The 24,349-nt window shown below is 73.0% G+C and carries 19 protein-coding genes; 9 read left to right on the top strand and 10 right to left on the bottom strand.

Features of this window, described 5'->3' with window-relative positions:
• Window positions 1–17 precede the first annotated feature (17 nt).
• Complete coding sequence (locus ABZ249_RS01000; protein ID WP_355255425.1) at window positions 18–995, bottom strand: WYL domain-containing protein; 978 nt, start codon at window positions 993–995, stop codon at window positions 18–20.
• A gap of 61 nt (window positions 996–1,056) precedes the next feature.
• On the opposite strand from ABZ249_RS01000, the gene ABZ249_RS00995 reads away from it, so the two are divergent.
• The 3 genes from ABZ249_RS00995 (at window position 1,057) to ABZ249_RS00985 (ending at window position 5,637) form a co-directional block, all read left to right on the top strand.
• Entirely contained in the window at window positions 1,057–1,410 is a 354-nt protein-coding gene (locus tag ABZ249_RS00995) for a nuclear transport factor 2 family protein (RefSeq protein ID WP_355255422.1), read from the top strand.
• 190 nt (window positions 1,411–1,600) lie between these two features.
• The gene (locus ABZ249_RS00990; protein WP_355255419.1) at window positions 1,601–2,149 is read left to right on the top strand and encodes a molybdenum cofactor guanylyltransferase; all 549 of its coding nucleotides are present in this window, start codon (window positions 1,601–1,603) and stop codon (window positions 2,147–2,149) included.
• Window positions 2,150–2,265: 116 nt separating this feature from the next.
• Window positions 2,266–5,637: a HEAT repeat domain-containing protein gene (locus ABZ249_RS00985; protein ID WP_355255416.1), complete on the top strand. Its 3,372-nt coding sequence runs from the start codon at window positions 2,266–2,268 to the stop codon at window positions 5,635–5,637.
• Between the two features lie 40 nt (window positions 5,638–5,677).
• Here the strand turns inward: ABZ249_RS00985 and ABZ249_RS00980 are convergent, their stop codons facing one another.
• Entirely contained in the window at window positions 5,678–5,905 is a 228-nt protein-coding gene (locus ABZ249_RS00980; RefSeq protein WP_355255413.1) for a hypothetical protein, read from the bottom strand.
• A 539-nt stretch (window positions 5,906–6,444) separates the two neighbouring features.
• Here ABZ249_RS00980 and ABZ249_RS00975 point away from each other — a divergent pair.
• Window positions 6,445–6,663 (top strand): dodecin, encoded by a 219-nt coding sequence (locus tag ABZ249_RS00975; RefSeq protein ID WP_355255410.1) that lies wholly within the window; start codon window positions 6,445–6,447, stop codon window positions 6,661–6,663.
• Window positions 6,664–6,740: 77 nt separating this feature from the next.
• Here the strand turns inward: ABZ249_RS00975 and ABZ249_RS00970 are convergent, their stop codons facing one another.
• From ABZ249_RS00970 to ABZ249_RS00960, 3 genes are all read right to left on the bottom strand, one after another.
• Window positions 6,741–7,532, bottom strand: coding sequence for a hypothetical protein (locus ABZ249_RS00970; RefSeq protein ID WP_355255407.1), 792 nt, complete (start codon window positions 7,530–7,532; stop codon window positions 6,741–6,743).
• Between the two features lie 154 nt (window positions 7,533–7,686).
• Window positions 7,687–8,496 carry a cell wall anchor protein gene (locus tag ABZ249_RS00965; protein WP_355255404.1) on the bottom strand — a complete coding sequence of 270 codons (810 nt, stop codon included), beginning with the start codon at window positions 8,494–8,496 and terminating at the stop codon, window positions 7,687–7,689.
• Window positions 8,497–8,690: 194 nt separating this feature from the next.
• Window positions 8,691–10,220 (bottom strand): LCP family protein, encoded by a 1,530-nt coding sequence (locus ABZ249_RS00960; RefSeq protein WP_355255401.1) that lies wholly within the window; start codon window positions 10,218–10,220, stop codon window positions 8,691–8,693.
• A gap of 494 nt (window positions 10,221–10,714) precedes the next feature.
• Between ABZ249_RS00960 and ABZ249_RS00955 the strand changes: the two genes are divergently transcribed.
• Entirely contained in the window at window positions 10,715–11,623 is a 909-nt protein-coding gene (locus ABZ249_RS00955; RefSeq protein WP_355255398.1) for an Lrp/AsnC family transcriptional regulator, read from the top strand.
• A gap of 193 nt (window positions 11,624–11,816) precedes the next feature.
• Complete coding sequence (locus tag ABZ249_RS00950; protein WP_355255395.1) at window positions 11,817–12,572, top strand: RraA family protein; 756 nt, start codon at window positions 11,817–11,819, stop codon at window positions 12,570–12,572.
• A 144-nt stretch (window positions 12,573–12,716) separates the two neighbouring features.
• Here the strand turns inward: ABZ249_RS00950 and ABZ249_RS00945 are convergent, their stop codons facing one another.
• Window positions 12,717–13,418 (bottom strand): FadR/GntR family transcriptional regulator, encoded by a 702-nt coding sequence (locus tag ABZ249_RS00945; RefSeq protein WP_355255392.1) that lies wholly within the window; start codon window positions 13,416–13,418, stop codon window positions 12,717–12,719.
• Window positions 13,419–13,619: 201 nt separating this feature from the next.
• Here ABZ249_RS00945 and ABZ249_RS00940 point away from each other — a divergent pair, with 201 nt between their 5' ends.
• Window positions 13,620–14,840, top strand: coding sequence for an MFS transporter (locus tag ABZ249_RS00940; protein ID WP_355255389.1), 1,221 nt, complete (start codon window positions 13,620–13,622; stop codon window positions 14,838–14,840).
• Here ABZ249_RS00940 and ABZ249_RS00935 read toward each other — a convergent pair.
• The 3 genes from ABZ249_RS00935 to aceA all read right to left on the bottom strand — a co-directional run bounded on the left by ABZ249_RS00935 (window position 14,837) and on the right by aceA (window position 17,674).
• Window positions 14,837–15,589, bottom strand: coding sequence for a CPBP family intramembrane glutamic endopeptidase (locus tag ABZ249_RS00935; RefSeq protein ID WP_355256021.1), 753 nt, complete (start codon window positions 15,587–15,589; stop codon window positions 14,837–14,839). The two genes, ABZ249_RS00940 and ABZ249_RS00935, sit on opposite strands and share 4 nt — an antisense overlap.
• Before the next feature lie 252 nt (window positions 15,590–15,841).
• A complete protein-coding gene (locus tag ABZ249_RS00930) occupies window positions 15,842–16,078 on the bottom strand; it encodes a hypothetical protein (protein ID WP_355255386.1) in 237 nt (78 codons plus the stop codon).
• A 297-nt stretch (window positions 16,079–16,375) separates the two neighbouring features.
• A complete protein-coding gene (gene aceA / locus ABZ249_RS00925; protein WP_220562192.1) occupies window positions 16,376–17,674 on the bottom strand; it encodes an isocitrate lyase in 1,299 nt (432 codons plus the stop codon).
• A gap of 220 nt (window positions 17,675–17,894) precedes the next feature.
• On the opposite strand from aceA, the gene ABZ249_RS00920 reads away from it, so the two are divergent.
• Complete coding sequence (locus ABZ249_RS00920; protein ID WP_220562191.1) at window positions 17,895–19,337, top strand: XRE family transcriptional regulator; 1,443 nt, start codon at window positions 17,895–17,897, stop codon at window positions 19,335–19,337.
• Between the two features lie 92 nt (window positions 19,338–19,429).
• On the opposite strand, the gene ABZ249_RS00915 is transcribed toward ABZ249_RS00920, so the two are convergent.
• Window positions 19,430–22,099 carry a right-handed parallel beta-helix repeat-containing protein gene (locus ABZ249_RS00915; RefSeq protein ID WP_355256018.1) on the bottom strand — a complete coding sequence of 890 codons (2,670 nt, stop codon included), beginning with the start codon at window positions 22,097–22,099 and terminating at the stop codon, window positions 19,430–19,432.
• 845 nt (window positions 22,100–22,944) lie between these two features.
• Between ABZ249_RS00915 and ABZ249_RS00910 the strand changes: the two genes are divergently transcribed.
• Window positions 22,945–24,174 (top strand): acyl-CoA dehydrogenase family protein, encoded by a 1,230-nt coding sequence (locus ABZ249_RS00910; protein WP_220562190.1) that lies wholly within the window; start codon window positions 22,945–22,947, stop codon window positions 24,172–24,174.
• The last annotated feature ends 175 nt before the right edge of the window (window positions 24,175–24,349 follow it).

Genomic DNA, 24,349 nt, shown 5'->3' with positions numbered 1-24,349 from the left:
GGGTCCGGTGCCGTCCCTCAGGACGGGCTCCCGTAGCGCTCGGCCATCGCGGCGGCGCGGTCGTGCAGGGCGGTGCGCAGCCACTCGGGGGACAGGACCTCCGCGTCCGCGGCCAGCTGCCACAGCGCCCACTCGGCGTGCCGGCGGTCCTGGAAGTCCACCTCCAGCGCCGGCCGGCCGCCCTCGTCCTCCTCCCGCACCTCGCGGACCTCCAGCGCGGTGTCCGCCAGTTCCTCCCGCCGCTGCGGGGCCACCCGGGCGAGCACGGACACCCGGTCGCCTCCGGTGCGGAACCGCGCACCGCGCTCCCGCCAGACCCGGTCCAGGTCCACCCGGTCCGGCCGCCGCGCCGGTTCGTCCAGCGCCTCGGCGGCCAGGACCCGGGACAGCCGGTAGGTGCGGTCCTCCCCGGACCTCGTGGCCAGCAGGTAGCCCTGGTCGCGCACGGTGACCAGGCCGACCGGGTCGACCGTGCGCCACCGGGCGTCCCGGCCCGCGGCCGCGTAACGGATGCGCAGCCGGTACCCGGCGAACACCGCGCGCCGGATCTGGGCCACCACGGCGTCGGGTACCTCCTCGGCGGCGAGCCGGCGCTCCAGCAGGTCGGTCTCCGGGTCGACCAGCAGCCGCCGGGCCGCCCCGGCCGCCGTGGCCCGGTCGCCCTCCGGCAGCGCGTCGACCACCTTGCGCATGGCCGAGGCCAGCGCCGAGCCCAGGCCGAACGCCTGTGCCCCGCGCCGCGACCCGGCGACCAGCAGGGCGAGCGCCTCGTCGTGGTTCAGGCCGGTGAGCTCGGTCCGGAAGCCGGGCAGCAGCGAGAAGCCGCCGTGCCGGCCGCGTTCGGCGTAGACCGGGACGCCGGCCGCGGACAGGGCCTCGATGTCGCGCAGCACGGTGCGGGTGGAGACCTCCAGCTCGCGGGCGATCTCGGGCGCCGTCAGGCGCTCGTGCCGACGCAGCAGCAGTACCAGTGACACCAGCCGATCCGCGCGCATCCGAGAACTCTACAGAAATACCTGACAGAGGATGTCGTGTTTTCCCGGAAGGCTGGTCGGTATGACGAACAAGAGAGCGGCCACCGAGCCGAACGACCTGGGCAGGTACTTCATCGAGCGCGGCAACGCGGGCGACGTCGACGGATTGGTGGCGTTGTACGAGCCGGACGCCGTGCTGGCGTTCCCCCCGGGCAGCCTGGCCACCGGCCACGAGCAGATCCGCGCGGTGTTCGAGCAGTTCGCCGCCGCGGCGCCGGTGCTCGAACCGGGGAAGCAGCAGCCCGCGCTGGTGGGCGGCGACCTGGCGCTGACGGTGGCCACGCAGGCCAACGGCGACGTGAGCGTCGAGATCGCCCGGCGCCAGCCGGACGGGACGTGGCTGTGGGTCGTGGACCAGCCCGCCCTCCGGTTCTAGCAGGAAGGACGCGGCGGGCCCGCCGTCCGGTGACGTGCCGGACGGCGGGCCCGCTCCGCGAGGCCGGTGGACCGGGGGCGGGCTCCCGGTCCGGTCGTGTCCGTGTGATGGTGCGTTCCAAAGCCCCGCCCGAAGGAGAGGGCCGACGACAGGGGAGGCGGAAGGGACCGCGGCGGGGCATGCTGGGGGGATGAGCACTCTGGACGCGGTGATCCTCGCCGGCGGGGCGGGTACCCGCATGGGCGGCGTCGACAAGCCCGGCCTGGCCGTCGGCGGGCTCACCCTCCTGGAACGCGTCGCGGCGGCGGTCCGCGACCACGCGCCCGAGGGGCGGACCATCGTCGTGGGCCCCGAACGGGACTCGCCGCGGGCGCTGTACGTCCGTGAGGACCCGCCCGGGTCGGGCCCGGTCCCGGCCCTGCGCGCGGGGCTGCCGCACGTGCGGGCGGACCGGTTCGCGCTGCTCGCCGCCGACCTGCCCCACCTGGCCGGGCGGCACCTGGCCCTGCTCGAACCGAACGCCGTGTTCGTCGACGCGGACGGGCGCGAGCAGTGGCTCACCGGCGTGTGGCGCACCGACGACGTCCGCGCCGCCCTGGCCGCCTACGGGGGCCGCTCCCTGTACGGCCTGCTCGGCCCGCTGGGCCCCCGGCTCGTCCCGGCTCCGGACCCGGACGCCGTCGCCGACTGCGACACCCCCGAGGACCTGGAACGCGCCGCCCGCCGCCTGGACGGCTGACCGGGGACGGCCCCGCCGCCGACGGCGCCCCGCACACGGGCGACTTGCGCGATGCGGTCCCCGTCCCCCATCATGAGCGCCATGACGATCAGGAAGGGCGGTCTCCGCCCGGGCCTTTGAGCCCCACCGAGCCGGCGCAGGCGTCGGCCCACGAGCTTCTGTCCACCGTCGAACCCCTCTCCTGCGCCGCGCGGATGCGCGCCCTGGCGGACTTCGCCCGCCGGCACGCGGGAACCCCGGAACTCTCCGCGGTCGTCCGCGACCTGGAGGCCGACGGCCCGGTGACGGGGTTCGCCCCGCACGCCCGACGGGCGTTCGCCTCCCACCTGGCGCTGGTGTCCCGCGACCTGAACGCGGTCGCCCGCCACCTCGCCTCGCCCCACCCGGACCTGCGCCGCGCCGCCCTGCGCGCCGTGCGCACGCTCCCGGTCCCGGACGAGGCGGTGCTCCCCGTCCTGCGCGACGCGCCCACCGGGCTGCGGCGCGCCCTCTACCGCACCCTGTTCCACGCCCGCCGCACGGCCCTGGCCGACCGGCTGCTGCCCGTCGTCCGCCGCGACCACGGCGCCCCCGAGGCCGCCGCCCTCCTCCCGGCCTGCTCCCCCCGGGCCGTCGCCGACCACCTGCCCGGCCTCGCCCACGCGGTCCGGTCCTGGAGCAGGCTCGCCCGCCGCCACCCCGACACCCTGGTCGCGTACCTGCGCGCCCTGGACGAAGAACCGGACCGGAGGGCGCTGAGCGCCCTCGACCCGGTCCGCCCCGCCGCGGTCGCCGAACTCGCCGACGGGGACGCACGGTGGCGGCCGAACCTCTACCCGCACGCCGCCCGCCTCCGGAGCGGGGGCGACGAGCACTCCTACCCGTCCCGCTACCCGGTGACGCCCTACGGCGACCGCAGGGTCCGGTCCCTGCTGCGCCTCATGCGCCAGTGGTCCGGCCAGGCCCGGGTCGTCCTGAGCGCCATGGAACCCGCCGTGCGCACTCCCTACCTGGAGCGCTTCCTCGCCCGCCGCGACCACCTCTCCCACGCGGCGGTCCTGGCCCACCTCGATCTCGCCCCCGCGGACCTGGCCGAACGCGAGGCCCGGACCGTCCTGGAACAGATCCGCCGGACCCAGCGGTGGCAGCTCCGGTACAGCGACCCGTACCAGGACCTGGACGCCCTGGCCTTCCTGCCCTACGCCGAGGTCGCGGACGAGCTCGACCGGGCCGCGGCCTCCGGCGACGCCGGGCGCCGGGCCCGCGGCCTGGCCGCCCTGGTCGCCGCCGCGGGCCGCACGGGGGACCCGGGACTGGTCGCGGGCGTCCTGCTCACCCGGGCGGAGCGGGCGCGCGCCGAACGCGATCCGGTGCGCCGGGTCCTGCTGCGCTCGGTGGCCGGCCTCCCGGCGCCCCTGCTCGGGGAGGCGCTCCCGGCCCTGGGGCGGTTGCTCGCCGACACCGTTCAGAGCCGTGACGCGAGCGCGGACAGCCGGCGGGCGCTGCGGGACATCGCGACCCGCCTGCTGCGCCACCCGGACAGCGGCGCGGACGCCGCCTCCTGGGCCCTGGACGTGTACGTCCGCCTGATCGAGCGGTTCGGCGCGGACGGGCTGGGCCCGTGGGGGCGCCCCCGCGCCAACCCGCCCTGGTGGGCGGGGCGCCGGAAGGGGGGCGCGCCCGAACTCGAACCCCACCTGGACCAGGTGCTTCCCGCCGGACTGGAGACCGGCCTGTACCGGCGGGCGGCCCCGGTGCTGGACGCCGCCCGCGGCCGCGGCGACCACGCCCCCACCGTCCAAGCGGCCTACGAACTGGGCGGCCGTATCCGGAACCTGCCGGAGCTGGGCGCGCACCTGCGCTCGGCGGTCCTGGAGGCGGAGGATCCGGCCGTGGCGGAGCGGGCGGCATTCCTGTACCTGTCCGGGCCGGACGCGGCGGACCGGGCCTGGGACCTCGTCGAGGCCGCCCCGGACACCGTCCGGCTGCCGCGCGTCCGGCACCTCCTCGTCCGCACGCGGCCCACCGCCGACGTCCTGGCGGCCCTGGCCGCCTCCCCCTCCTGGATCCCGGACGCCGACCGGAGGGCGGCTTCGCGGTGGCCCGTGCGGCTGACCTCGGCCCTGGCCGACCGCCTGGCGGCCGTCGCGGCCGATCCGGCCTTCGGGACCGACGACCGGGAGCGGGCGCTGCTGAGCCTGGGCGACCTGCCCCGCACGGTCCACCGGCTGCGGCCCTTCCTGGAGGGGGACGACATCGTCCTGCGCGAGGCCGCGCTGTCCGCGCTGGGCCGCAGCGGCGACCGGACGCTGGGCCTGATCCTGCGGAGCGCGGACGGCCCGCAGTCGCGGGCCGCCGGTCCGGCGCTGTCGCGCCAGGCGCAGGCCACCCCGCCCGCGGAACTCGGCCCGGCCCTGGCCGGCGCCCTCTCGGGCTCCGCCAAGGTCACCGTCCGCAAGACGGCGGCGCGCCTGCTCGGGCACCACCGTCCCCCGGGCGCGGTCGGGTACCTGGTCCGCGCGCTGGACACCGAAGGGCTGCACCGCGACGTGCGCGCCGCGGTGGTGGGCGCCCTGGTCCGCTGCCTGGACGACCCGGCGGCGCTCCCGGCGCTGGCCCGGCACGCCCCGTCCTTCACCGAGACCGAGCTGCACCTGGCCCTCCTGGCCCCGGGGCCCCGGTCCTGCCCGCCGGAACACCGGAAGGCCGTGGCGTCCCTGGTGGACGCGCTGCCCGTCCCGGACACGCGCCACTGGCGGCTCAACGGCTGGGCCGCCCGCTGGACGCCCTGGGCGCCGGCCGCGGACACCGACGCGCTCGTCGACGCCCTCTGCGACATGGACCGGCCCTTCGAGCGGTCCCACGCGCGGATCGCGGCCCTGTGGAGGCGGGGGATCGCCCTCGACCGCGGGGACGAGGTGGTCCGCCGCCTGCTCGCCCTCGTCCCGCGGGGCGCTCCGCCCGTAGCGGTCCCGAGGGGGGAGGACACCCCGCACCGCAGGCTCGTCGCCCTGCTCGGGGTGCTCGCGGGCCGGCCCGCCACGAGGCCGCCGCACGGCGTCCTGGAGGCCCTGGAATCCCGTGAGGAGTACCGGGTGGAGGCGGGGCGGCTGATCGTACGGTGGATCCGGGAGCTGGTCCGGGCCGATGGAGGGGCCTCCGCGGAGGAGCTCGCCGGGCTGATGCTGCGGTACCTCCGGGCGGGCGGCCTGAGCGTGCGAGGGGAGGGAGACGGGGTGAACGTGTTCGAGGGGATGCTGCGCGACGGCCGCACCGGCACCGAGGTCCCGGACGGGGTCGCCGCCGAGGTCTGCGCACGGCTCCTGGACGCGGGGGAGCGGGAGGAGCCCCGGGCCCGGGACCGGGTGGGGCGGGCCGTTCTGGGAATGGTCGGCCGGGTCGTGCGCGAGCGGGGCTGGGCGGACCCCTGGCCCGCGCTGCTCACCCGTGTCGCGGAGCTGGGCGACCCCGCCCTGCGCGCCGCCGCCTGGCGGCTGGCCGCCGACTGATCCGGGCAGGGCCCGGGGCGCCGAGCCCCGGGCCCGGGGCTCAGCCCTCGGAGCCGTCCAGCTCGTCGAGGGGCAGCGTCTCACGGAGGAAGCCGCGCAGCCGGAGGAAGTCCTCCAGGTAGGCGCGGTGCTCGTCGCAGGCGGTCCACACCTTGCGCCGGTCCGGGGTGTGCAGCTTGGGGTTGTTCCAGACCAGGGCCCACACCGCCGCTTCACGGCAGCCGCGCCGTGAGCAGATCACGGCCTCGGCCCGCTCGGAATCACTCAACGCCACCCCCGGGGAAGAAAGAAAACGGACGCCCGGTCCACGGGCGGCAACGGCAGGCTAGGGGAAGCGGGCCGGAAAAGACAAAAGGCGACGCCGGGTGGCTACGGGGGCAAACCACCCGGCGTCGCATGCGATGTTCCGACGGGGGCTCGAAACATCGTCCCGCGCTCCGACGGGGGACCGGAGCGCCAAGACCCAATGTACACCGCCACCCCCGGGGGTACGTCAAGAGTCAGTTACGACGTTGTCTCGGGAGAGTCCCGGCGCTCGAAGGACTTAAGTCCCAGGTCAGGGCTTATATGCCTATTCTGTGGGGCCTCTGGGAGCGTGACGGAGGAGACGTCCGTGCCCTCTTGGTAACAGAAATCCCAACAGGGTCCAAAGTCCTTATCCGTACCGGGTCAAGCGCCGCGTCCGTTCCCTTCCCCCGCGCGGCGTGCACGAACGGGGCCGGTGTGACGGGCGGGGAATGTGGGCAGGCAGGTGGTCGGGGCCGGCCCGCGGGGCCGCGCGCAACCGATCAGTCAGGGGGTCCACACATGTCCGGACACACCTACCGGGTCACCGAGATCGTCGGCACGTCGCCCGAGGGGGTCACCGAGGCGATCCACAACGGGATCGAACGGGCGTCGAGCACGCTGCGCGGGCTCGACTGGTTCGAGGTCACCGAGGTCCGCGGCCACATCGAGGACGGCCGCATCGCACACTTCCAGGTGGGCCTCAAGGTCGGTTTCCGGCTGGAGGAGCCGCAGGGGTAGCAGCGCCGCCGGACGGCGGCGGGGCCGGGCGGGGGAGTCGTCCCCCGCCCGGCCCCGTTCGTTCCGCCCGGCCCCGGTCAGCGCTCCTCGGCCGGGTCGCTGCCGCGCTGCACGTCCACGTGCACGTGGTCCAGGTGCCGCAGGATCTCGTTGTCGGGGTCGGCCTCGTAGTCGCGCCACCCCAGCGACGGGTAGTAGGTGCTCCAGATGCGGTCGTCGAAGATGATGACGTCGATCTCGTAGTCGGGCGCGTGCGCGATCAGCCAGTGCGCCATGACCCAGCCCGCGCGCCGGTTGTCCTCGTTGACCGGGCGGTAGAAGATGTCCAGCGCCCGCCCCTCGTAGTGCGCCGACCGCTCGCCGTGGCCGGTGTTGTAGCCGCCGGGCACGAAGCCGCCCAGGCTGAGGCCGGAGAAGTGCTCCTCCACGCCGTCCTTGAGGTTCTGCGCCCGGGGCGTCAGACCCGAGGGCTCCAGGTCGGGTTCCGGGACCAGGTCGCGGTTCTTGACGGAACGGCAGGTCAGCGAGGGTCCGGCGTCGTCCTCGGGGCCGTTCGTCAGGACGTCCATCACGGCGTCGGGGATGTCGTCGGTGTCGGGCGCCTCCACGGGCGCGTCGTCGCCCTGGACGGCGACCGCGGCGGCGGTGGTGGCCCGCCGCGCCTGGTCGCGTTCGAGGCGGACGGTGTCCTCGCCGGTCCACACGGAGCACTCGGGGCCCCAGGGTGTGGAGATCGGGAAGGCGATCTCGCCCCGCTGTACGGCCCAGCGGGTGCCCAGGGCCGCGAGGGCGGCCAGGATGACGAGGATGCCCACGGCCAGGAGGACGCCGTTCCAGCGCCGCTCCCGTCGTACGGGTCTGTGTGCCATGCCCCTTGTGCCCTTCGCTCGTGCCGGGCGGTGGCCGCCCGGCGCGGGTTCCAGAGTGGTCAACTCCCCAGGAGATGCTCAGATTTCCGGCACAATGGACATTTTTCCCACATTGTCGGTCGCCCACCCGTGGGAACGCGGGACGGGGCGGCGCTCAGCGCACCGACCACAGCACCAGAAGACCGCCCGCCAGCAGGGTCACCGCCCAGATCCGGTCCATGGTGACCCCCTTCCACCGCAGTGCGTGGACCCCGAGGAAATCGTGCGCGATCAGCGCCGCCGCGGTGCAGGCGACCAGCATCGCCGCGGTGTGCACCCCCGCCGCCAACAGCCCGGTGAGCGTCGCGTCCCACAGGTCCCACACCCCGTCCTCCGGTACGATCCCCGCCCCGGGTCCCACTGCCCCGTCCGCCTCCGCGGTCCGGTCACCCTCCGCCCCGGCCTCCGCCGACCCGTTCGCTTCCGCGGCCCGGGTGCCCTCCGCCGCCCCGCCGGGCTCCCCGGTTTCCGGGGCCGCGGCACCGTGGCCGGCGTGGCCGCCGCCGTGGCCCGTGCCGCCGTGCGAGGTCCGCCCCGCCAGCACCGGCATGAGCATCAGCCCCGCGCCGTGCGCCGAGGCCATGACGAACGACCAGGCCGCCAGCTGCCAGGGCGGCAGCCGGATCTCCATCCGGTGGACGTGGCGGCGCCACAGCAGCATCACCAGTCCCACCAGCACGATCACCCCGCCCCCGACCACGGGGAAGAACACGGACGCGGTCACCGACCCGGTGACGGTGATCGCCACCGCGGCGGCCGCGACGCTCACCGCGTGGCCTGCGGCGATCGGGGGCAGCGCGCGCAGCACCGCGCCGCGACCGCCCTCCTGGAGGCCCCGGGCCACCGCCAGCATCCAGCCCATGCCCGGGTGCAGGCCGTGGAAGGCGCCCAACGCGACGAGGGTCAGAAGCTGAGCGGAGGTCACGGCGTCAGGTTCACACGCACCGGGGGAGCGGGCAACGGCCCGCCGCGGGCTGACCGACAGCGGTCACCTGGCGTGTCCGCGGTTTCACGCGGGGTCCGAGCGGGCAGCCGCCGCCCCCGCGGCCTCGCCGATCCGGCGGTGAACGCCGGAGGGCGCCGACCGGAACCCGGTCGGCGCCCTCCACTGTCCTCAGATCAGGGGCACAGGGCGTTGAGGTCGCTGGCCTCCTCGCCCACCTGGCGGCCCGGGTCGGCCGGGGACGGCTCGTCCAGGCCGGTGTACTCCTGCCACTCGGTGCGGTCGTCGCCGGTGCCCTCCTCGGCACCCTCCTCGCCCGCGGTGGCCGGGTCCGACGGGCTCGGGCCGTCGGAGGGCAGTTCGTCGCCCTCCGGGCCACCGGCCGAGATCGTCTCGGCGACCAGGGCCCGGATCGCGTCCCAGTCCGGGTTCGCCGTGTTGACCTGCGGCGGGGAGAGCTGCAGCGTGCTCATCTCGCCGGTGTCGGTCACCAGGTCCGCCAGCTCCACGAAGGCGGGCACCTTCGACTGCGGGATGTCGGTGCTCAGCGTCCGCTGCGTGGCGCCGGCCAGCTCCCGGTAGCTGGTGAGGATGGTGGTGGGCTCCACCTGCTCGGTCACGTACTTGATGAGGCAGCCCTGCCGCCCCATCCGGCCGTAGTCGTCGCTGTTCACCCGCGAGCGCCCGTACCAGAGCGCCTCGTGGCCGTCGAGCACCCGCACCCCGGGCTCCAGGACGCCGCCGTGGACGCCGTAGGGGATGGGCTCCTCGATCTTCACCCGGATCCCGCCGATGGCGTCGATGAGGTCCTGGAAGCCCCTCATGTCGACCATCGCGTAGTAGGAGATGTCCAGGTCCAGGTTGTAGCCGATGACGGCCTTGAGGGTGTCGGCCGACGGGTCGGGCACGCGCGGGTTGACCGCCAGCTCGTCGGGCTCCTCGGCGACCGTCTGGTAGACGTCGTTGAGGAGCAGGTCGAACCCGTAGGGCTCGGGGTAGCGCTCGGCCAGCGCACTGCCCTCGGGGAAGTGCACGTTCTCCAGGTTGCGGGGCAGGCCGATCAGCACCGCCTCGCCGGTGTGGGGGTCCAGGCTGGCGACGATCATCGTGTCCGTGCGGACGCCGTACCGGTTGTCCGCCGAGTCCGAGCCGATCAGCAGCACGTTGACCCGGTCGGCCCCGTCCCAGGGGTCGGCGGCGTTGTGCGGGGGCAGGTCCTCCCGCTCGGGGCCGCCGAAGATGTTGTTGAGCGCCTCGTACGCGGTGTACCCGCCGTGCAGGGCCAGCGCCGAGGGCGCCGCCACCGTCAGGCACAGCAGGACCACCACGGCGCCGCTGAGCAGGCGGGCGCCCGTGGTCGCCCCGGGGGGCCGGGTGATGACCCACGAGTGCACGATGACGGTCAGCCACAGCACCGCCACGACGAACACGACGCCCATGGCGGTCATCAGCCAGCTGCTGCGCAGGGCCAGGCTCGCCACGGACGTCAGAGTGCCCGCGTCGGAGCGCCCCAGGCTCAGCGCCCACACCGCCAGGGCCGCGATCCCGGCCAGGTACAGGCCCATGATGACCCCGCCCGCCACCCTGCGGCGCATCCGCAGGTGGGCGATGCCCGGAAGGGGGACCGCGGCGGCGGTCCACAGCAGGGCCCCGGCCGTGCTCGGGCGCGCGGGTGCCCCGTCCTGTTGCTCGTCCTCCGCTGCCACCGACGATTCCTCTCCAGGGGTCGGCCTTCCGGCCCCGTACTCTCCATTGTTCCCCGCCGCCGGACCGTTCGCGGTCATCGGGCACCGCTGCCGAACGGGTCCTCGACTCCCGGCGGGAGCCTCCGGGACGGAACGCGGAGGGCCACGCGCGGGCCCGGGGCGGACCGGGGTCCGCCGTCGGGGCCGGCCGCCTCCGCCACGGGGTGCGGGGTGCCCCCGGGGGTGTCGCGCCGACACGTGTGATCAGTGTGGCGCTTTGTCGGAGTTGTGTGCACGGCTACTCCCTCATTAGGGATGTTCTATACAAGTCTGTTATGTGGCGCAGACGCCGCCGATGGGGCATTGCGCGGACCCTTCCGGCCGTTCAAAGGGGTGAATCAGCCGATTTCTTTCTCGATCGGTAGTGATGGTGGCGCCGTAGCTGCGATGATCTGGCCGCAGGAGGGGGCGCCGTCCGGGGGAAGGGCGGCGTCATGGGAACGAAAGGCACCATTGTGCTCGATGCGGTTGACGCGGCGCTGATGCGCGCGTTGCAGGGGGACGGCAGAGCGACGTTCCAGGCACTGGCCGACGGGGTCGGCCTCTCACGTACGGCGGTGCGCGCCCGCGTGCGCCAGCTGGTCCAGTCGGGGGCGATCAGGATCGTCGGCGTCCTGCACGCCGGTGTGGTGGGCATGGAGGTCCTCGGCCATGTGTCGTTCCGTGTCACGGGTCCGGTGGGACCCTTGCTGGACGCTCTGGGGGAGCGCGAGGCGGTGACCTTCGCCGCGCAGACGGCGGGCAGGTTCCCCGCCGTCGCCCATGTCAGGGTGGCCGATGACGGCGCCCTGACCAAGGAGCTCGCCGAGTTGCGCGCGTTGCCGGGGGTGGACGGCGCGGAGGTGTTCCGGGCCGGGTCGGTGTTCAAGGACGCCCACAGCAGCGTGCGCGAACTGCGCGACGTCGAGTTGGACGCCCTGGACTGGCGGCTGGTTCGCAGGCTGCTGCGCGACGGCCGGGCCTCGTACGCGGACCTGGCGCGCCAGGTGGGGCTGTCCCAGGCGGCGGCCCGCTCCCGGGTGGTGCGCCTGCTCGACTCGGGGGTGATCCACGTGACCGCGGTCGTGGAGCCGACGGCGATGGGCGCCAACGAGCAGCTGGGGTTCGGCCTGCGCTGCCGGGGCGACGCCGAGGCGCTGGGGACGGGGCTGGCGAACATGCCCCGGGTGTCGTTCCTGGCCAGCGGGTTCGGCCGCTACGACGTGGTCGGGACGCTCACCGCCCCCGACCGCTGCCGCCTGGTGGAGGCGCTGGAGGGCGTCCGCTCGACCCCGGGGGTGTCCCACGTGGAGACGTGGGATCACCTGTCGGTCCGCAAGGAGCGCCGGGGAGGGGACCGCGAGCTGGAGTGGATCCCGGGCTAGGGTCGGCCGGCCGGGGGCGGCCGTCGGACGCGCGAAATGTAACCAGCGGTAGCATTTTTACGTGTTTCCGTCCCGTACGCCTTGCATCACGCTTAAGTTACCCGTGAGTATGGAAGGGGCCGGTTCCAACCGGCCGCACCGGGCGCGGGTGTAGTGGGAGGCTGACGTGGCGCTTGCGGACACACTGACGGCTGTGGGGACTGTGGCTTTGGCCAGGTGCGGCGGCCGCCCCTTCGGTACGCACCTCTTCTCCGTCTGGCCCGGGGCGTCGTTCGCGGCGACCGCCTTCCCGGTGCGCTGCACCCCCGGCGACAACCTCGCCATCCACGTGGCCGTCGCCCAGGCCCCGCCGGGGTCGGCCCTGGTCGTCGACGTGTCCGGGGAGTCGGAGTACGGCTACGTCGACGAGATCCTCGCCGTGGCGGCGCGGGCCCGCGGCGTGCGCGGCATCGTCCTGGACGGGTGCGTGCGCGACGTCGCCGCCATCGCCCGCTGCGAGCTGCCCGTGTTCGGCGCGGGGGTCGCGGTGCGCGAGGCCCGCCCCGAGGCCGGCGGCTCGGTCGGCGACCCGATCGCCATGACGGCCGCGGGGCCGGTCCCGCTCGCGGTGCGCCGGGGCGACTGGATCGTGGCCGACGACGACGGCGTGGTGTGCCTGCCCCGGGGGCAGGTCAGCGCCATCATCACCGAGACGATGGACAGCATCACCCGCGAGCAGGAGATCATCGACGCCGTGTGCGCGGGGGAGAGCACCCTGGACCTGCTCGGCCTGGACCCGTCCCGGGTCAGCGGCTGGGAGGGCGGGGCGGACGCCCGCGGCCGCCGGGCCGGAGCGCGGCCCCGAGCGTTGGGCACCCGGCGCGAGGTCCCGGCCCGCGGCGCCGGGGGCGAGGCGGGCCGATCGCGGCTGCCCTCCCGGCCCGCGGTGGGCGACTCCTACGGCGACTGAGTCCGCCGGGGCGCCGCGGCCCGGGGCGCCGTCACGTACCGTGCGCACCACCGGCACCACAAAAAACTTCGGCCCCATCGGACACGACGCGGCCCCGGTCCCCGGAGGACGTTCCCGGGACCGGGGCCGAGGCGTGCGGGGGCCTCACTCCTCGGTGAGCGACAGCAGCTCATCGATGTAGCAGGTGGCCTCGCGGACCGCGGCCGCCGGATCGGCGGAGCGGATCGCCTCGGTGAGCTTGGAGTGGTCGATGCCGTCGCCCGAGGGGGTGGGCTCGACGTCCTCCTTCTGGTTCTGCTCGTAGGCGGTGTGCGCGATGCTCGCGTGCACGACCTGCGCGATGTCGTCGTAGAGGTCGATGAGCAGCGTGTTGTGGGTGGCGTTGACGACCGCCCGGTGGAACGCGAAGTCGGCCTCCACGAACGCGCTCATGTTCCGCTCGCGCCAGGTCGCCTCGCGCAGGCCCATGGCCCGGTCGATGTCGGCCATGTCCTCCTCGGTGTGGCGCAGCGCGGCCAGGCGGGCGGCCTCCACCTCCAGGGCGCGGCGCACCTCCAGGTTCTCGCGCAGGCGCGAGCGCTCCAGGCGGCGGCGCAGGGCCCCGCCGAGTTCGCTGGAGGCGCGCACGAACGTGCCCGCCCCCTGGCGGATCTCCAGCAGGCCGGCGTGGGCGAGGGCGCGCACGGCCTCGCGCACCGTGTTGCGTCCCACCTCCAACTGCTCGGACAGCTCCGACTCGGTGGGGATGCGGTCGCCGATGCCCCACTCACCCGAGTCGATCTGCGCTCGTAACTGACTGATGACCTGGTCGACTAGACCGGTCCGGCGTGTCGAGGCGAGGGGCACGCTTTTACCTCCTAGGGGCGGGTCGCCGGATGACAGGGCCAGCGTACGGGTGCGGGTCGGTTAAAGCCGGAGCTTAGACCAGTCCCGTACGGGAATTGGTCTCGGACGGCAATGCGTTATCCTCATGCAGTACATCGGGTCATCCTATGAATATGTGAGCCGCCCTACATGAGTACCCGAGTCGTTCCCCGAAGCAGCGATTTGAACACCACCCCCGACGCCCCAGGCCGCCCCGGCGCCGGGGCGCTCCTCCTCATCGCCGCCGGCATCGCCCTGGCCGCGCTCAACCTGCGCACCGCCATCACCAGTGTGGGCCCCCTCCTCGACGAGGTCACCGCGGGCCTGGGCATGACCGCCGTGGGCGCCGGAGTCCTCACCACCCTGCCCGTGCTGAGCTTCGCCCTCTTCGGCGGGCTCACCCCCGCCCTGTCCCGCCGACTCGGGTCGCACCTGCTCCTGCTGCTGGCCCTGGCCGCCGTCACCGTCGGCCTGGCCGGGCGCGCCCTGGCCGACTCCCCGGTCCTGTTCCTCGTGCTGAGCGTGCTGGCGCTGTCCGGCGGCGCGGTCGGCAACGTGATCCTCCCCGCCCTGGTCAAGCAGCACTTCCCGCACCGCGTCGGGCTGATGACCACCGTGTACACCACCGCCCTGGCCCTGGGCACCACCATCGCCGCGGCCGCCACCGTGCCCATGTACGAGTCGACCGGGCAGTGGCGCGTCGCCCTGGGCTCCTACGCCCTGTTCGGCCTGGTCGCCGCCCTGCCGTGGCTGGTCACCCTGCGCCACCGGCCCGCCCCCGGCGACGGCGCGCGGGCGCTGGGCTTCCGCCGGGTGCTCTCCACCGGCGTCGGGCTCCAGGCGATGCTGTACTTCGGCACCCAGTCCTCGATCGCCTACATCATGTTCGGCTGGTACGCGCAGATGCTGCGCGACGAGGGCATGAGCGCCCAGAGCGCCGGGCTGGCCCTGTCGTACCTGACCCTGCTGGGCATCCCCATGTCCCTGGTGCTGCCCACCCTGCTGACCCGGGTGCGCGACCAGCGGCCGTTCGTGCTGATGTTCGCGGCGGCCTACCTGGTGGGCCTGGCCGGCCTGTGGATCTCGCCGCTGGACGGCGTGTGGGCGTGGACCACCCTGATCGGCATCGGCATGGGCAGCTTCGTCTACGCCCTCACCTCGTTCGCGCTGCGCACCCGCACCGGCGAGGGGACGGCGGCGCTGTCGGCCACCAGCCAGAGCCTGGGCTACCTCATGGGCGGCGCCGGACCCTTCCTGTTCGGCCTGCTGCACGAGCTGACCGGGGGGTGGCACGCGCCGCTGCTGCTGGTCCTGGTGCTGGTCCTGGGCAACATCGCCTCCGGCTGGCTGCTGGGGCGCCCCCGCTACCTGGAGGACGCCCTCGCCGCCCGGGACGACGCCTAGGAGGGCAGCCAGTCCAGGCGGCCGACGAGGTACACCGAGCCGACGAACGCCACGATGTCGATGACGGTGTGCGCCACCACGAGCGGCATCACCCGGCCGTAGCGGTGGTAGAACCAGCCGAAGACCAGGCCCATGACCAGGTTGCCGAAGAACATGCCCACGCCCTGGTACAGGTGGTAGAAGGCCCGCAGCACCGAGCTGGCGACCACCGCCTTCCAGGGCGTCCAGCCCAGCTGCCCCAGCCGGTGCAGCAGGTAGCCGACGACGATGACCTCCTCCAGGATGCCGTTCTTGGCCGCCTGGAGGACGAGCACGGGGACGTCCCACCAGTTGCCCTCCAGGGCGCTGGGGGCGATGGTGACGGTCATGCCCAGCCGCCACGAGACCACGTAGACGGCCAGGCCGCCCACCCCGATCAGGGCCGCCAGCACGGTGCCCGACCGCAGGTCGAACCAGGGGCGGCGCAGGTCGAACCCGATGGTGCGCATCGACTCCGCGGAGCGGTGCAGCAGGTAGCCGGCCAGCAGCACCGGGGCCAGGCCCACCGCCACCCGGTACAGCTGCCAGGACAGGTCCAGCCACGGCCGCTGGTCGGCCTGGGGGCGGACGAGGCTGGCGGTGTGCTCGGCCAGGGACTCGGGTGCGGTGAGCACCCCGAGGAAGGAGATGACCGCCGACACCGCCGAGGCGCCCAGCGACAGCGCCAGCAGGCACACGATCTCCCAGCGCAGGGTGGTCGCCCCCGGCAGGGCGGGGGCGGGCGGGCGCGCGGTGTCCGGTGTCCGGGCGTCCCCGGCGGCCGGGGTGTCCTCGGGCGGCCGCCGGTCGGAGTGGATCTCGTCTCTCACGCAACGCAATCTACGCGCCCCGCGTGCCTGCTCGCGCTCCGGCGGTGTCCGCAGGCCGCGGCTCCGGCGCACGCCGGCCCGCGGCGGACGGCCGCCACGGCCCCCGCGCCCCCGCCGGACGGGGCGCGGGGGCGCGGGCGCAGGGGGAGCGGGTCAGTCGTCCCCGTCGCCGTCGTCCCCGTCGTTGCCGCCATCGTCATCGCCGTCGTCGTCCCCGCCGCCGTTGCCGCCGCCGTCGCCGTCCTCCTGGCCCTGCTCGGCGTCATCGTCGTCTCCGCCGCCGAGGTCGCAGGCGGTCGCGCCCAGCGTCACGGCGCCGGCCAGGGTCAGAGCGGCCAGCAGCGCGCGCAGCGACGCCCACCACGGGCGCGGGGTGTCGGGAAGTGTCACGGGTCCCTCCGCATCTCCTCCGCCGGGCCGGGGCCGGCCCGTGCGTTGTTCAGCCTAGGGGCGGGGACCCCGCCGGGCCGGGAACGCGGCCGTGTCCGGCCACCGGTCCCGCGGCCGGGTCCCGGACACGCTCCGGCGGCCGCCTCCAGGGGATGGGAGGCGGCCGCCGACAAGCCGCCGGCCATGCGCGTGTGACACGGAGCGCGCATGGCCGACGGCTAGGGGGTGGCGGTCGTCCCGCCCCGCCCCAGCCACGAAAGCGGGGAGGGACGACCGCCGGGGAACGGAAGACCAGGGTCAGTGAGCCGCTGAGAACTGGTCTTCCTCGGTGGAGCCGGTGAGAGCCGTGGTGCTGGCCTCGGGGGAGATGGTCGTGCTGATGGTGTCGAAGTAGCCGGTGCCGACCTCGCGCTGGTGGCGGGTCGCGGTGTAGCCCTCGGCCTCCGCCGCGAACTCGGCCTCCTGCAGCTCGACGTACGAGGTCATCCCGTTCCGGGCGTAGCCCTTGGCCAGGTTGAACATCGAGTAGTTGAGCGAGTGGAAGCCCGCCAGGGTGATGAACTGGAACTTGTAGCCCATGTGCCCCAGCTCGCGCTGGAACTTCGCGATGGTCGCGTCGTCCAGGTGCCGCTTCCAGTTGAAGGACGGCGAGCAGTTGTAGGCCAGCATCTGGTCCGGGTACTCGGCCTTGATGCGCTCGGCGAAGTTGCGGGCGACCTCCAGGTCCGGGGTCGCGGTCTCCATCCAGAGCAGGTCGGAGTGCGGGGCGTAGGCCAGGCCGCGGGCGACGCAGGCGTCGACGCCGTTGCGGAAGCGGTAGAAGCCCTCGGCGGTGCGCTCGCCGGTGACGAAGGGCTGGTCGCGCTCGTCGATGTCGCTGGTGATCAGCGTGGCGGCCTGCGCGTCGGTGCGGGCGATGACCAGCGAGGGGACGCCGGCGACGTCGGCGGCCAGGCGCGCGGCGTTCAGCGTCTTGACGTGCTGGCCCGTGGGGATGAGGACCTTGCCGCCCAGGTGGCCGCACTTTTTCTCGGAGGCCAGCTGGTCCTCCCAGTGGACGCCCGCCGCGCCGGAGGCGATCATGCCGCGCATGAGCTCGTAGGCGTTCAGGACGCCGCCGAAGCCGGCCTCGGCGTCGGCGACGATCGGGGCGAGCCAGTGCGGGGCGCTGTCGTCACCCTCGGCCCAGGTGATCTGGTCGGCGCGCATCAGGGCGTTGTTGATGCGGCGGACGACGGCCGGGACGGAGTTGGCCGGGTAGAGGCTCTGGTCCGGGTAGGTGTTGCCCGACAGGTTGGCGTCGGCCGCGACCTGCCACCCGGAGAGGTAGATGGCCTTGAGGCCGGCGCGGACCTGCTGGACCGCCTGGTTGCCGGTGAGGGCGCCGAGGCTGTTGACGTAGTCCTCGGTGTGCAGCAGGTTCCACAGGCGCTCGGCACCGAGGCGGGCCAGCGTGTGCTCCTCGGTGACCGAACCGCGGAGCTTGATCACCTGGTCGGCGGAATAGGTGCGCTCGATCCCGGCCCACCGGGGGTCGGTCTCCCACTCCCGCTGGAGTGCCGCGCTGGCTTCCTGTCGTCGAGCGCTGGTGCTCATGTGCGTTCCCGCCTTACGTGTAGTCCCCAAGGTGTTCGCACCGGTCGAGGGGAGGCCCTGCCCGGGGCCAGGGGGTGAGCCCTGGGCGGTAAGTTCCCCGCCGGTAACTATGATTCTTGGTGAAGATCCAAGCCTTTTCCACTCGAAATCGGGTGAAGATCGTCGTTTCTTTCCGTACCATGAACCCATGGCGTACTTTGGTGCTGAAGAAATACCGTCTTTGACAGGTGACCTAGATCTCGTCACCTTCGGCCAGCGGCTCCGTCATCTCCGCCGGGCGCGCGGCCTGACTCTCTCCGACCTGGGAGAACGCGTGGGCAGGGCGCCTTCACAGCTCTCCCTGCTGGAGAACGGAAAACGCGAGCCCAAGCTCTCCCTCCTCACGTCCCTCGCCTCCGCCCTCGGCGTCTCCGTCGAGGAACTCCTCTCCAAGCAGCCCCCCAGCCGGCGCGCGCAGCTGGAGATCGCGGTCGAGGAGGCACAGCGCGACCCCGTCTACCAGACCCTCAACCTCCCCCACCTCAAGGTCGGCAAGCGGGTCCCCAACGACGTGCTCGAACACATCGTGGGCCTGTACGACGAGCTCAAGCGCCGCAGCGCCAAGCCCACCGCCACCCCCGAGGAGGCCCGCCGGGCCAACGCGGACCTGCGCCGCCAGATGCGCGAGCGCGGCAACTACTTCGAGCACATCGAGAAGGCCGCGGCCGAGACCCTCGACGCCGTCAACTACAGCGCGGGCGCCCTCTCCCAGGGCCAGATCCTCGCCATCGCCACCCACCACGGGTTCAGCCTCCGCTACGTCCAGGACCTGCCCCGCTCGGTGCGCTCCCTCACCGACCACGTCAACCGGCGCATCTACCTCAAGCGCGAGACCACCCTGGGCATGCACAGCCCGCGCACGATCCTGCTGCAGACCCTGGGCCACGTCGTGCTGGGCCACCAGAAGCCCAAGGACTTCGGCGACTTCCTGCGCCAGCGGGTGGAGGCCAACTACTTCGCGGCGGCCGTCCTCATCCCCGAGTCCACCTCGGTCACCTACCTCCAGGAGGCCAAGCACGCCCGCGACCTGTCCGTCGAGGACCTGCGCGACGTCTACTCGGTGTCCTACGAGATGGCGGCGCACCGGTTCACCAACCTCGCGTACCGCCACCTCGACCTGGTCTGCCACTTCATCCGCAACGACGAGACCGGCATCATCTACAAGGCCTACGAGAACGACGGGCTGGTCTTCCCCACCGACGAGACCGGCGCGATCGAGGGCCAGCGCATGTGCCGCCAGTGGTCGGGGCGCCAGGTGTTCGCCTCCCCGGACCGGTACTCGATCTACTACCAGTACACCGACAAGCCCAACGGCACCCACTGGTGCGTGGCGCACGTCGATCCCAGCCGGGAGCGCAACTTCGCGATCACCCTGGGCGTGCCCTACAAGGAATCGCGCTGGTTCCGGGGCCGGGAGACCACCAACCGCACCAAGTCCAACTGCCCCGGCGGCGAGTGCTGCGTGCGCCCGCCCGCGGAGATGGCCGCCCGCTGGGAGGGCAACGTGTGGCCGTCGGCGCGCGCCCACTCGCACGTCCTGTCGGCGCTGCCCTCGGGCACCTTCCCGGGCGTGGACGAGCACGACGTCTACACGTTCCTGGAGAAGTACGCCCACGAGGACTGACCCGTGGGGGCCGGGCCACTCGGCCCCGGCGCGGACGCGGACGGGCCCGCCCGGAGAACCGGGCGGGCCCTGGTCAGCGCCGAACGGGTCGGCTACAGCTCGACCTCGTTGCCGCCGATGGTCACCACGAGCCGGCCGTCGGAGGCGAAGCTCCAGTCCAGCGACCCGGAGTACTGGGAGCAGCGGGAACCGTTGGAACCGTTCCAGAACTGGTTCGAGCCGTCGGCGTCACCCTCGTAGCGGTCGTTCGAGCCGCCGTCGCACGAGGTGTTGCCCCGGAACACCGACGAACCGCCGTCGAACTGGAAGTTGCGCTCCTCGTTGCCGACGCCCAGGTTGTTCGAGACCGTCAGGCTGCCGGGGTTCGAGTTGTAGGTGAACCCGTGCTTGCCGTTGCCGAAGGCGATGCTGTGGGTGATGGTGTGGTCCACGGCGATGTCCGAGCCCCCGAGCTTGAACCCGTTGCGGTCGCCGTTGGAGTGCTGGGAGCCGTCCGAGAGCGAACCGTTCTCCAGCGCCAGGGAGTGCTCGATGGTCACCTCGCCGATGGGCCCGGTGTCCGACTTCGCGTACAGGTCGTACCCGTCGTCGATGTTGTTGTACGCCACCGTGTAGCGGAACACGTTGCCGTCCCCGACGGTGAGCTTGGGCGCGAACCCGTCGGCGTCCTCGCCGTCGGAGTCGGCGTTGTCGTGCGAGACCGAGGTGACGATGAGGTTGTTCGCGGGCCACTCCGACCGGGGAGCCCCGGCGGTGTACCGGGCCAGCTGGAGTCCGCTGTCGCGGTTGAACCGGGTGGTCACCCGCTCGATGACGTTGTCGCTGCCGCCCAGCAGGATGCCGTTGTCGCCGGCGCGCTGGACGATGAGGCCGTTGACGTGCCACCGGTCCCCGCCGATGGCGAGCCCGCGGTTGGCCGGGTCCTCGCTCTGCGCCGAGAAGTCCAGCACCGGGGTCTCGCCGGGGTAGGCGAACAGCTCGTTGCGGTCGCCCGACAGGCCGTCGTTCCCCGGCTCGATGTGCACCGTCTCGGAGAAGTCGTAGGTGCCGCCGCGCATGTAGATCGTCCCGCCGGGCTCGATCCGGTCGATCGCCGAGGTGAGCGTCGTCGGGTCGGACTCGGTGCCGGGGGCCCCGGCGCTCCCGTCCGGGGCCACGAAGAGCTCGTCGCCCGAGGGCTGGGGGGTCTGGCCGCCGCCGTCGCCGTCACCATCCCCGTCTCCGTCACCGTCGCCGCCTCCGTCGCCGCCGCCGGACGGGGTTCCGGCGTAGGTCTCGAACTCGGCGACGCGGGGGGTGCCGTTCGAGCCGGTGATCTCGAAGTTGATCTTGCTCAGCGTTGTCGGGGCGAAGGTGATGACGCCCGCCCCGCTGCCGGTCGCCAGGACGTTGCCGGTGTCGTGGTCGACGACCCGCCACGAGCCGATGGCGCCCTCGGCGCCCGCCGCCTCGCGGATGTTGATCGCGGACACCGTGGTGTCGGCGCCCCACTTGACCGAGATGCGGCCGGTCGAGCCGCTCGGCGACCAGTAGGTGCCCATGTCGCCGTCGATGACGTTCCCGAAGCTGGTGCCGGAGCCCTTGCTGGAGCCGTCGGCGCCGGCGCCGATGCTGAGGTTGGTCCCGTCGGGGGGATCGGTGGGCTCCGGGTCGGTCGGTTCCGGGTCGGTCGGCTCGGGGTCCGTGGGCTCGGGGTCGGTCGGCTCCTGTCCGGCGCACTCGCCGTCCGAGACCCGGTTGCCCTTGCCCGCGCCGGCGATCTCACCGAGCATCGCGGGCACGCAGTCGGCGTCGTCGAGCTCGTAGGAGTAGGGGATGCTCACCGACGTGTTGGACCGCGGGTCGGGTCCGGCGGGGTAGTTCTCGTCGCCCTGGGCGGACCAGGTCACGTTGTCGAAGACGTTGCCGCCGACCTCCCAGGAGCCCCTCTCGTTGGTGTAGAAGGTGCCCAGGACGTCCTTGGAGTCCTCGAAGTAGTTGTTCTCCACCTTCGCGCTCGCCCCGGCCCGGGAGTTGATCCCGGACTCCGCGATGTCGACGTAGTGGTTGTTGTACATGTGCCCGACGCCGCCGCGCAGCAGGGGCGTGCGCGAGTCGATGTTCTCGTACACGTTGTGGTGGTACGTGACGAAGCCGTTGGAGCGGTCGCTCTCGCTGGACCCCACCAGGCCGCCGCGGCCGGAGTTGCGCAGGACGCTGTAGGAGAGGGTGACGTACTTGGTGTCGTTCTTCATGTCGAAGAGGCCGTCGTAGCCCTCCGACTCCCCGCCCGACGCCTCCAGGGTGACGTGGTCGACCCAGACGTTGCGCACGCCCGACTCCATGCCGATGGCGTCGCCGCCGTTCGACGTGGGGGAGCCGGACTTCTTGACGTTCCGGACGGTCACGTTCTGGATGATGATGTTGCTGGACCCCCGGATGTGGATGCCCAGCTGGTCGAACACGGCTCCGCCGCCGACGCCCACGATCGTGACGTTGCTGATGTTCTTGAGCTCGATCACGCCGTCGGCCGTCTCGCAGCCGTCGCCCGACACCTTCGAGGTGTTGCCGTGGTTGATGGTCCCCTCGACCTCGATGACGATCGGAGTGGAGGTGTCGGGCCGCTCGCACAGGGCCTCGTGGATCTGGGTGCCGGTCGTGGCGCGAACGGTCTGCCCGCCCGCGCCTCCGGTCGTCCCGCCGTTCTGAGTCGCGTAGCCCGTGGCCTCGCCGGTCTGCGCCGAGGCCAGGGACATCGGCAGGGCCAGGCCGGCGGCGACCATGGCCGTCGCCGCCAGCGTCGATACCAGCCGACGCGTGCTTGTTCGTCTCACCGTTTCCCCTTTCTGGGGGACGAGTGTGGGGTGTGTCTCATTCGAGAGTTAGGGAAAGCGCTTTCCCCGTCAAGGGGGTCAATCGACCTTTTCTGGGAAACCCGGATGACGCGAGTGCGTCGTGCGCCCGTAACCAGCGATTCCGCGGAATTCGACGCGGAATTTAGGATCCGGTACCAAAGAGGACGCGATCGGCGCCGCCCTCCCGTGGCCGTTCGGGGGTCCCATCCGACCCCTCCACCAGCCCCCATGGCTCTCGGTGCCGTGGCGCTCACCCCGGCCGGGGAGGGTCGGCCCGTATCTCCGGTGGTTTGCGGACCCTTCGGGAGGGGGTGCGGAAATGCCGGAGCGGTCCGGGCCGGGGGCCCGTTCGAGAGGTTTCGGGGGTCCATTCACGGGCCGAATGTAACGGAAAGCGCTATCCCTCGAATCGGCTCCGGGATCCGATGGGCGAAGCCCGCATGACCTGCGCACTCGGGGTCGAGCGGCCTCCCTGTTCGACCGGGGGACTGGGGCCGACGGGCGCGGCGGGTGGTGGATCGGTCGACCCCGGGTGCGATACAGGCAAGCGCTCTCCAGAGCCTCCTTCGGGCGGGGGTCGGCCGGGCTCCGCCGGGAGCGCCCGCGCCCGCCCGCTCGCGGGTGTCCGGCCGGCCGTGCGGGCGGGCGCCCGTCGGGGGCCCGCGTCCGCGCCGGGGTGGCGATTGTGCCCGGCCACCCTTGGTGTTACCGTTGGTAACACGAGCTGAACCTCCCCCTCCTCCCCCGGAGGGTCCGACAAAGGATGTAAGCGCATGAGTGAGGCCACCGCGCCCGCCTTCAGCCTGGAACCGAGCGAGGACATCCGCGAGGTCCGGGACTGGGCCCACGGGTTCGCCGCCGACGTCATCCGCCCCGCCGCCGCCGAATGGGACGAGCGGGAGGAGACCCCCTGGCCGATCATCCAGGAGGCCGCCAAGATCGGCCTCTACTCCCTCGACTTCTTCGCCAACCAGTGGCTGGAGCCCAGCGGCCTGGGCATCCCGGTCGCCTTCGAGGAGCTGTACTGGGGCGACCCGGGCATCGCGCTGGCCATCACCGGCACCGGCCTGGCCGCCGTCTCCGTCGCCGCCAACGGCACCCAGGAGCAGATCTTCGAGTGGACGCCGCAGATGTTCGGCACCGCCGACGACATCAAGCTCGCCGCGTTCTGCTCCTCCGAGCCCGACGCGGGCAGCGACGTCTCCGCCATCAGGACCCGCGCCGTCTACGACGAGGCCAAGGACGAATGGGTCCTCAACGGCACCAAGACGTGGGCCACCAACGGCGGCATCGCCGACATCCACGTGGTCGTCGCCTCCGTCGACCCCGAACTGGGCTCGCGCGGGCAGGCCACCTTCATCGTCCCGCCGAACACCCCCGGCCTGAGCCAGGGGCAGAAGTTCGCCAAGCACGGCATCCGCGCCTCCCACACCGCCGAGGTGGTCCTGGACGACGTGCGCATCCCCGGCGCCTGCCTGCTGGGCGGCAAGGAGAAGCTCGACGAGCGCATCGCCCGCGCCCGTGAGGGGCGGCGCTCCAAGGGCCAGGCGGCGATGAAGACCTTCGAGGCCTCCCGGCCCACCGTCGGCGCCATGGCCGTGGGCTGCGCCCGCGCCGCCTACGAGTACGCCCTGGAGTACGCCACCCAGCGCGAGCAGTTCGGCAGGCCCATCGGCGAGAACCAGGGCGTGGCCTTCCTGCTCGCCGAGATGGCCACCCGCATCGACGCCGCCCGCCTGCTGGTGTGGCGCGCCGCCTGGATGGCCCGCAACGGCAAGGACTTCGACAATGCGCAGGGCTCCATGAGCAAGCTCTACGCCAGCGAGACCGCGACCTTCGTGACCCAGAACGCGGTGCGCATCCTGGGCGGCAACGGCTACACGCGGGAGTACCCCGTGGAGCGCTGGCACCGCGACGCCACGATCTTCACGATCTTCGAGGGCGCCAGCGAGATCCAGAAGCTCATCATCGGCCGCGCGGTCACCGGTCTGCCCGTGCGCTGACATTTGTGCTGGTCAACACCTGTGACTCGAAAGTGAGCCCTGGGTCTCGAACGGGTTGTGTTCGGGCAGTGAGCGGGGGGCGGGTCACCCACATTCACCGGTTGTTCCCGGCTGCTCGGGGACGGTTGTCACCGGAGTTGTTTCCGCGGGAACAGGAGTCGTTGCCGCGGCGATA

The sequence above is a fragment of the Nocardiopsis sp. NPDC006139 genome (genome assembly GCF_040614155.1).
GTDB lineage: Bacteria > Actinomycetota > Actinomycetes > Streptosporangiales > Streptosporangiaceae > Nocardiopsis > Nocardiopsis changdeensis.
Note: the sequence above shows the minus strand (reverse complement) of the source record. Positions and strands in the feature narration are given on the sequence as shown.

Excerpts from the sequence above, each read along its gene's own strand:
- ABZ249_RS01000 (WP_355255425.1), bottom strand. The coding sequence starts at position 995 with ATGCGCGCGGATCGGCTGGTGTCACTGGTACTGCTGCTGCGTCGGCAC.
- ABZ249_RS00995 (WP_355255422.1), top strand. The coding sequence starts at position 1,057 with ATGACGAACAAGAGAGCGGCCACCGAGCCGAACGACCTGGGCAGGTAC.
- ABZ249_RS00990 (WP_355255419.1), top strand. The coding sequence starts at position 1,601 with ATGAGCACTCTGGACGCGGTGATCCTCGCCGGCGGGGCGGGTACCCGC.
- ABZ249_RS00975 (WP_355255410.1), top strand. The coding sequence starts at position 6,445 with ATGTCCGGACACACCTACCGGGTCACCGAGATCGTCGGCACGTCGCCC.
- ABZ249_RS00970 (WP_355255407.1), bottom strand. The coding sequence starts at position 7,532 with ATGGCACACAGACCCGTACGACGGGAGCGGCGCTGGAACGGCGTCCTC.
- aceA (WP_220562192.1), bottom strand. The coding sequence starts at position 17,674 with ATGAGCACCAGCGCTCGACGACAGGAAGCCAGCGCGGCACTCCAGCGG.
- ABZ249_RS00915 (WP_355256018.1), bottom strand. The coding sequence starts at position 22,099 with ATGGTCGCCGCCGGCCTGGCCCTGCCGATGTCCCTGGCCTCGGCGCAG.
- ABZ249_RS00910 (WP_220562190.1), top strand. The coding sequence starts at position 22,945 with ATGAGTGAGGCCACCGCGCCCGCCTTCAGCCTGGAACCGAGCGAGGAC.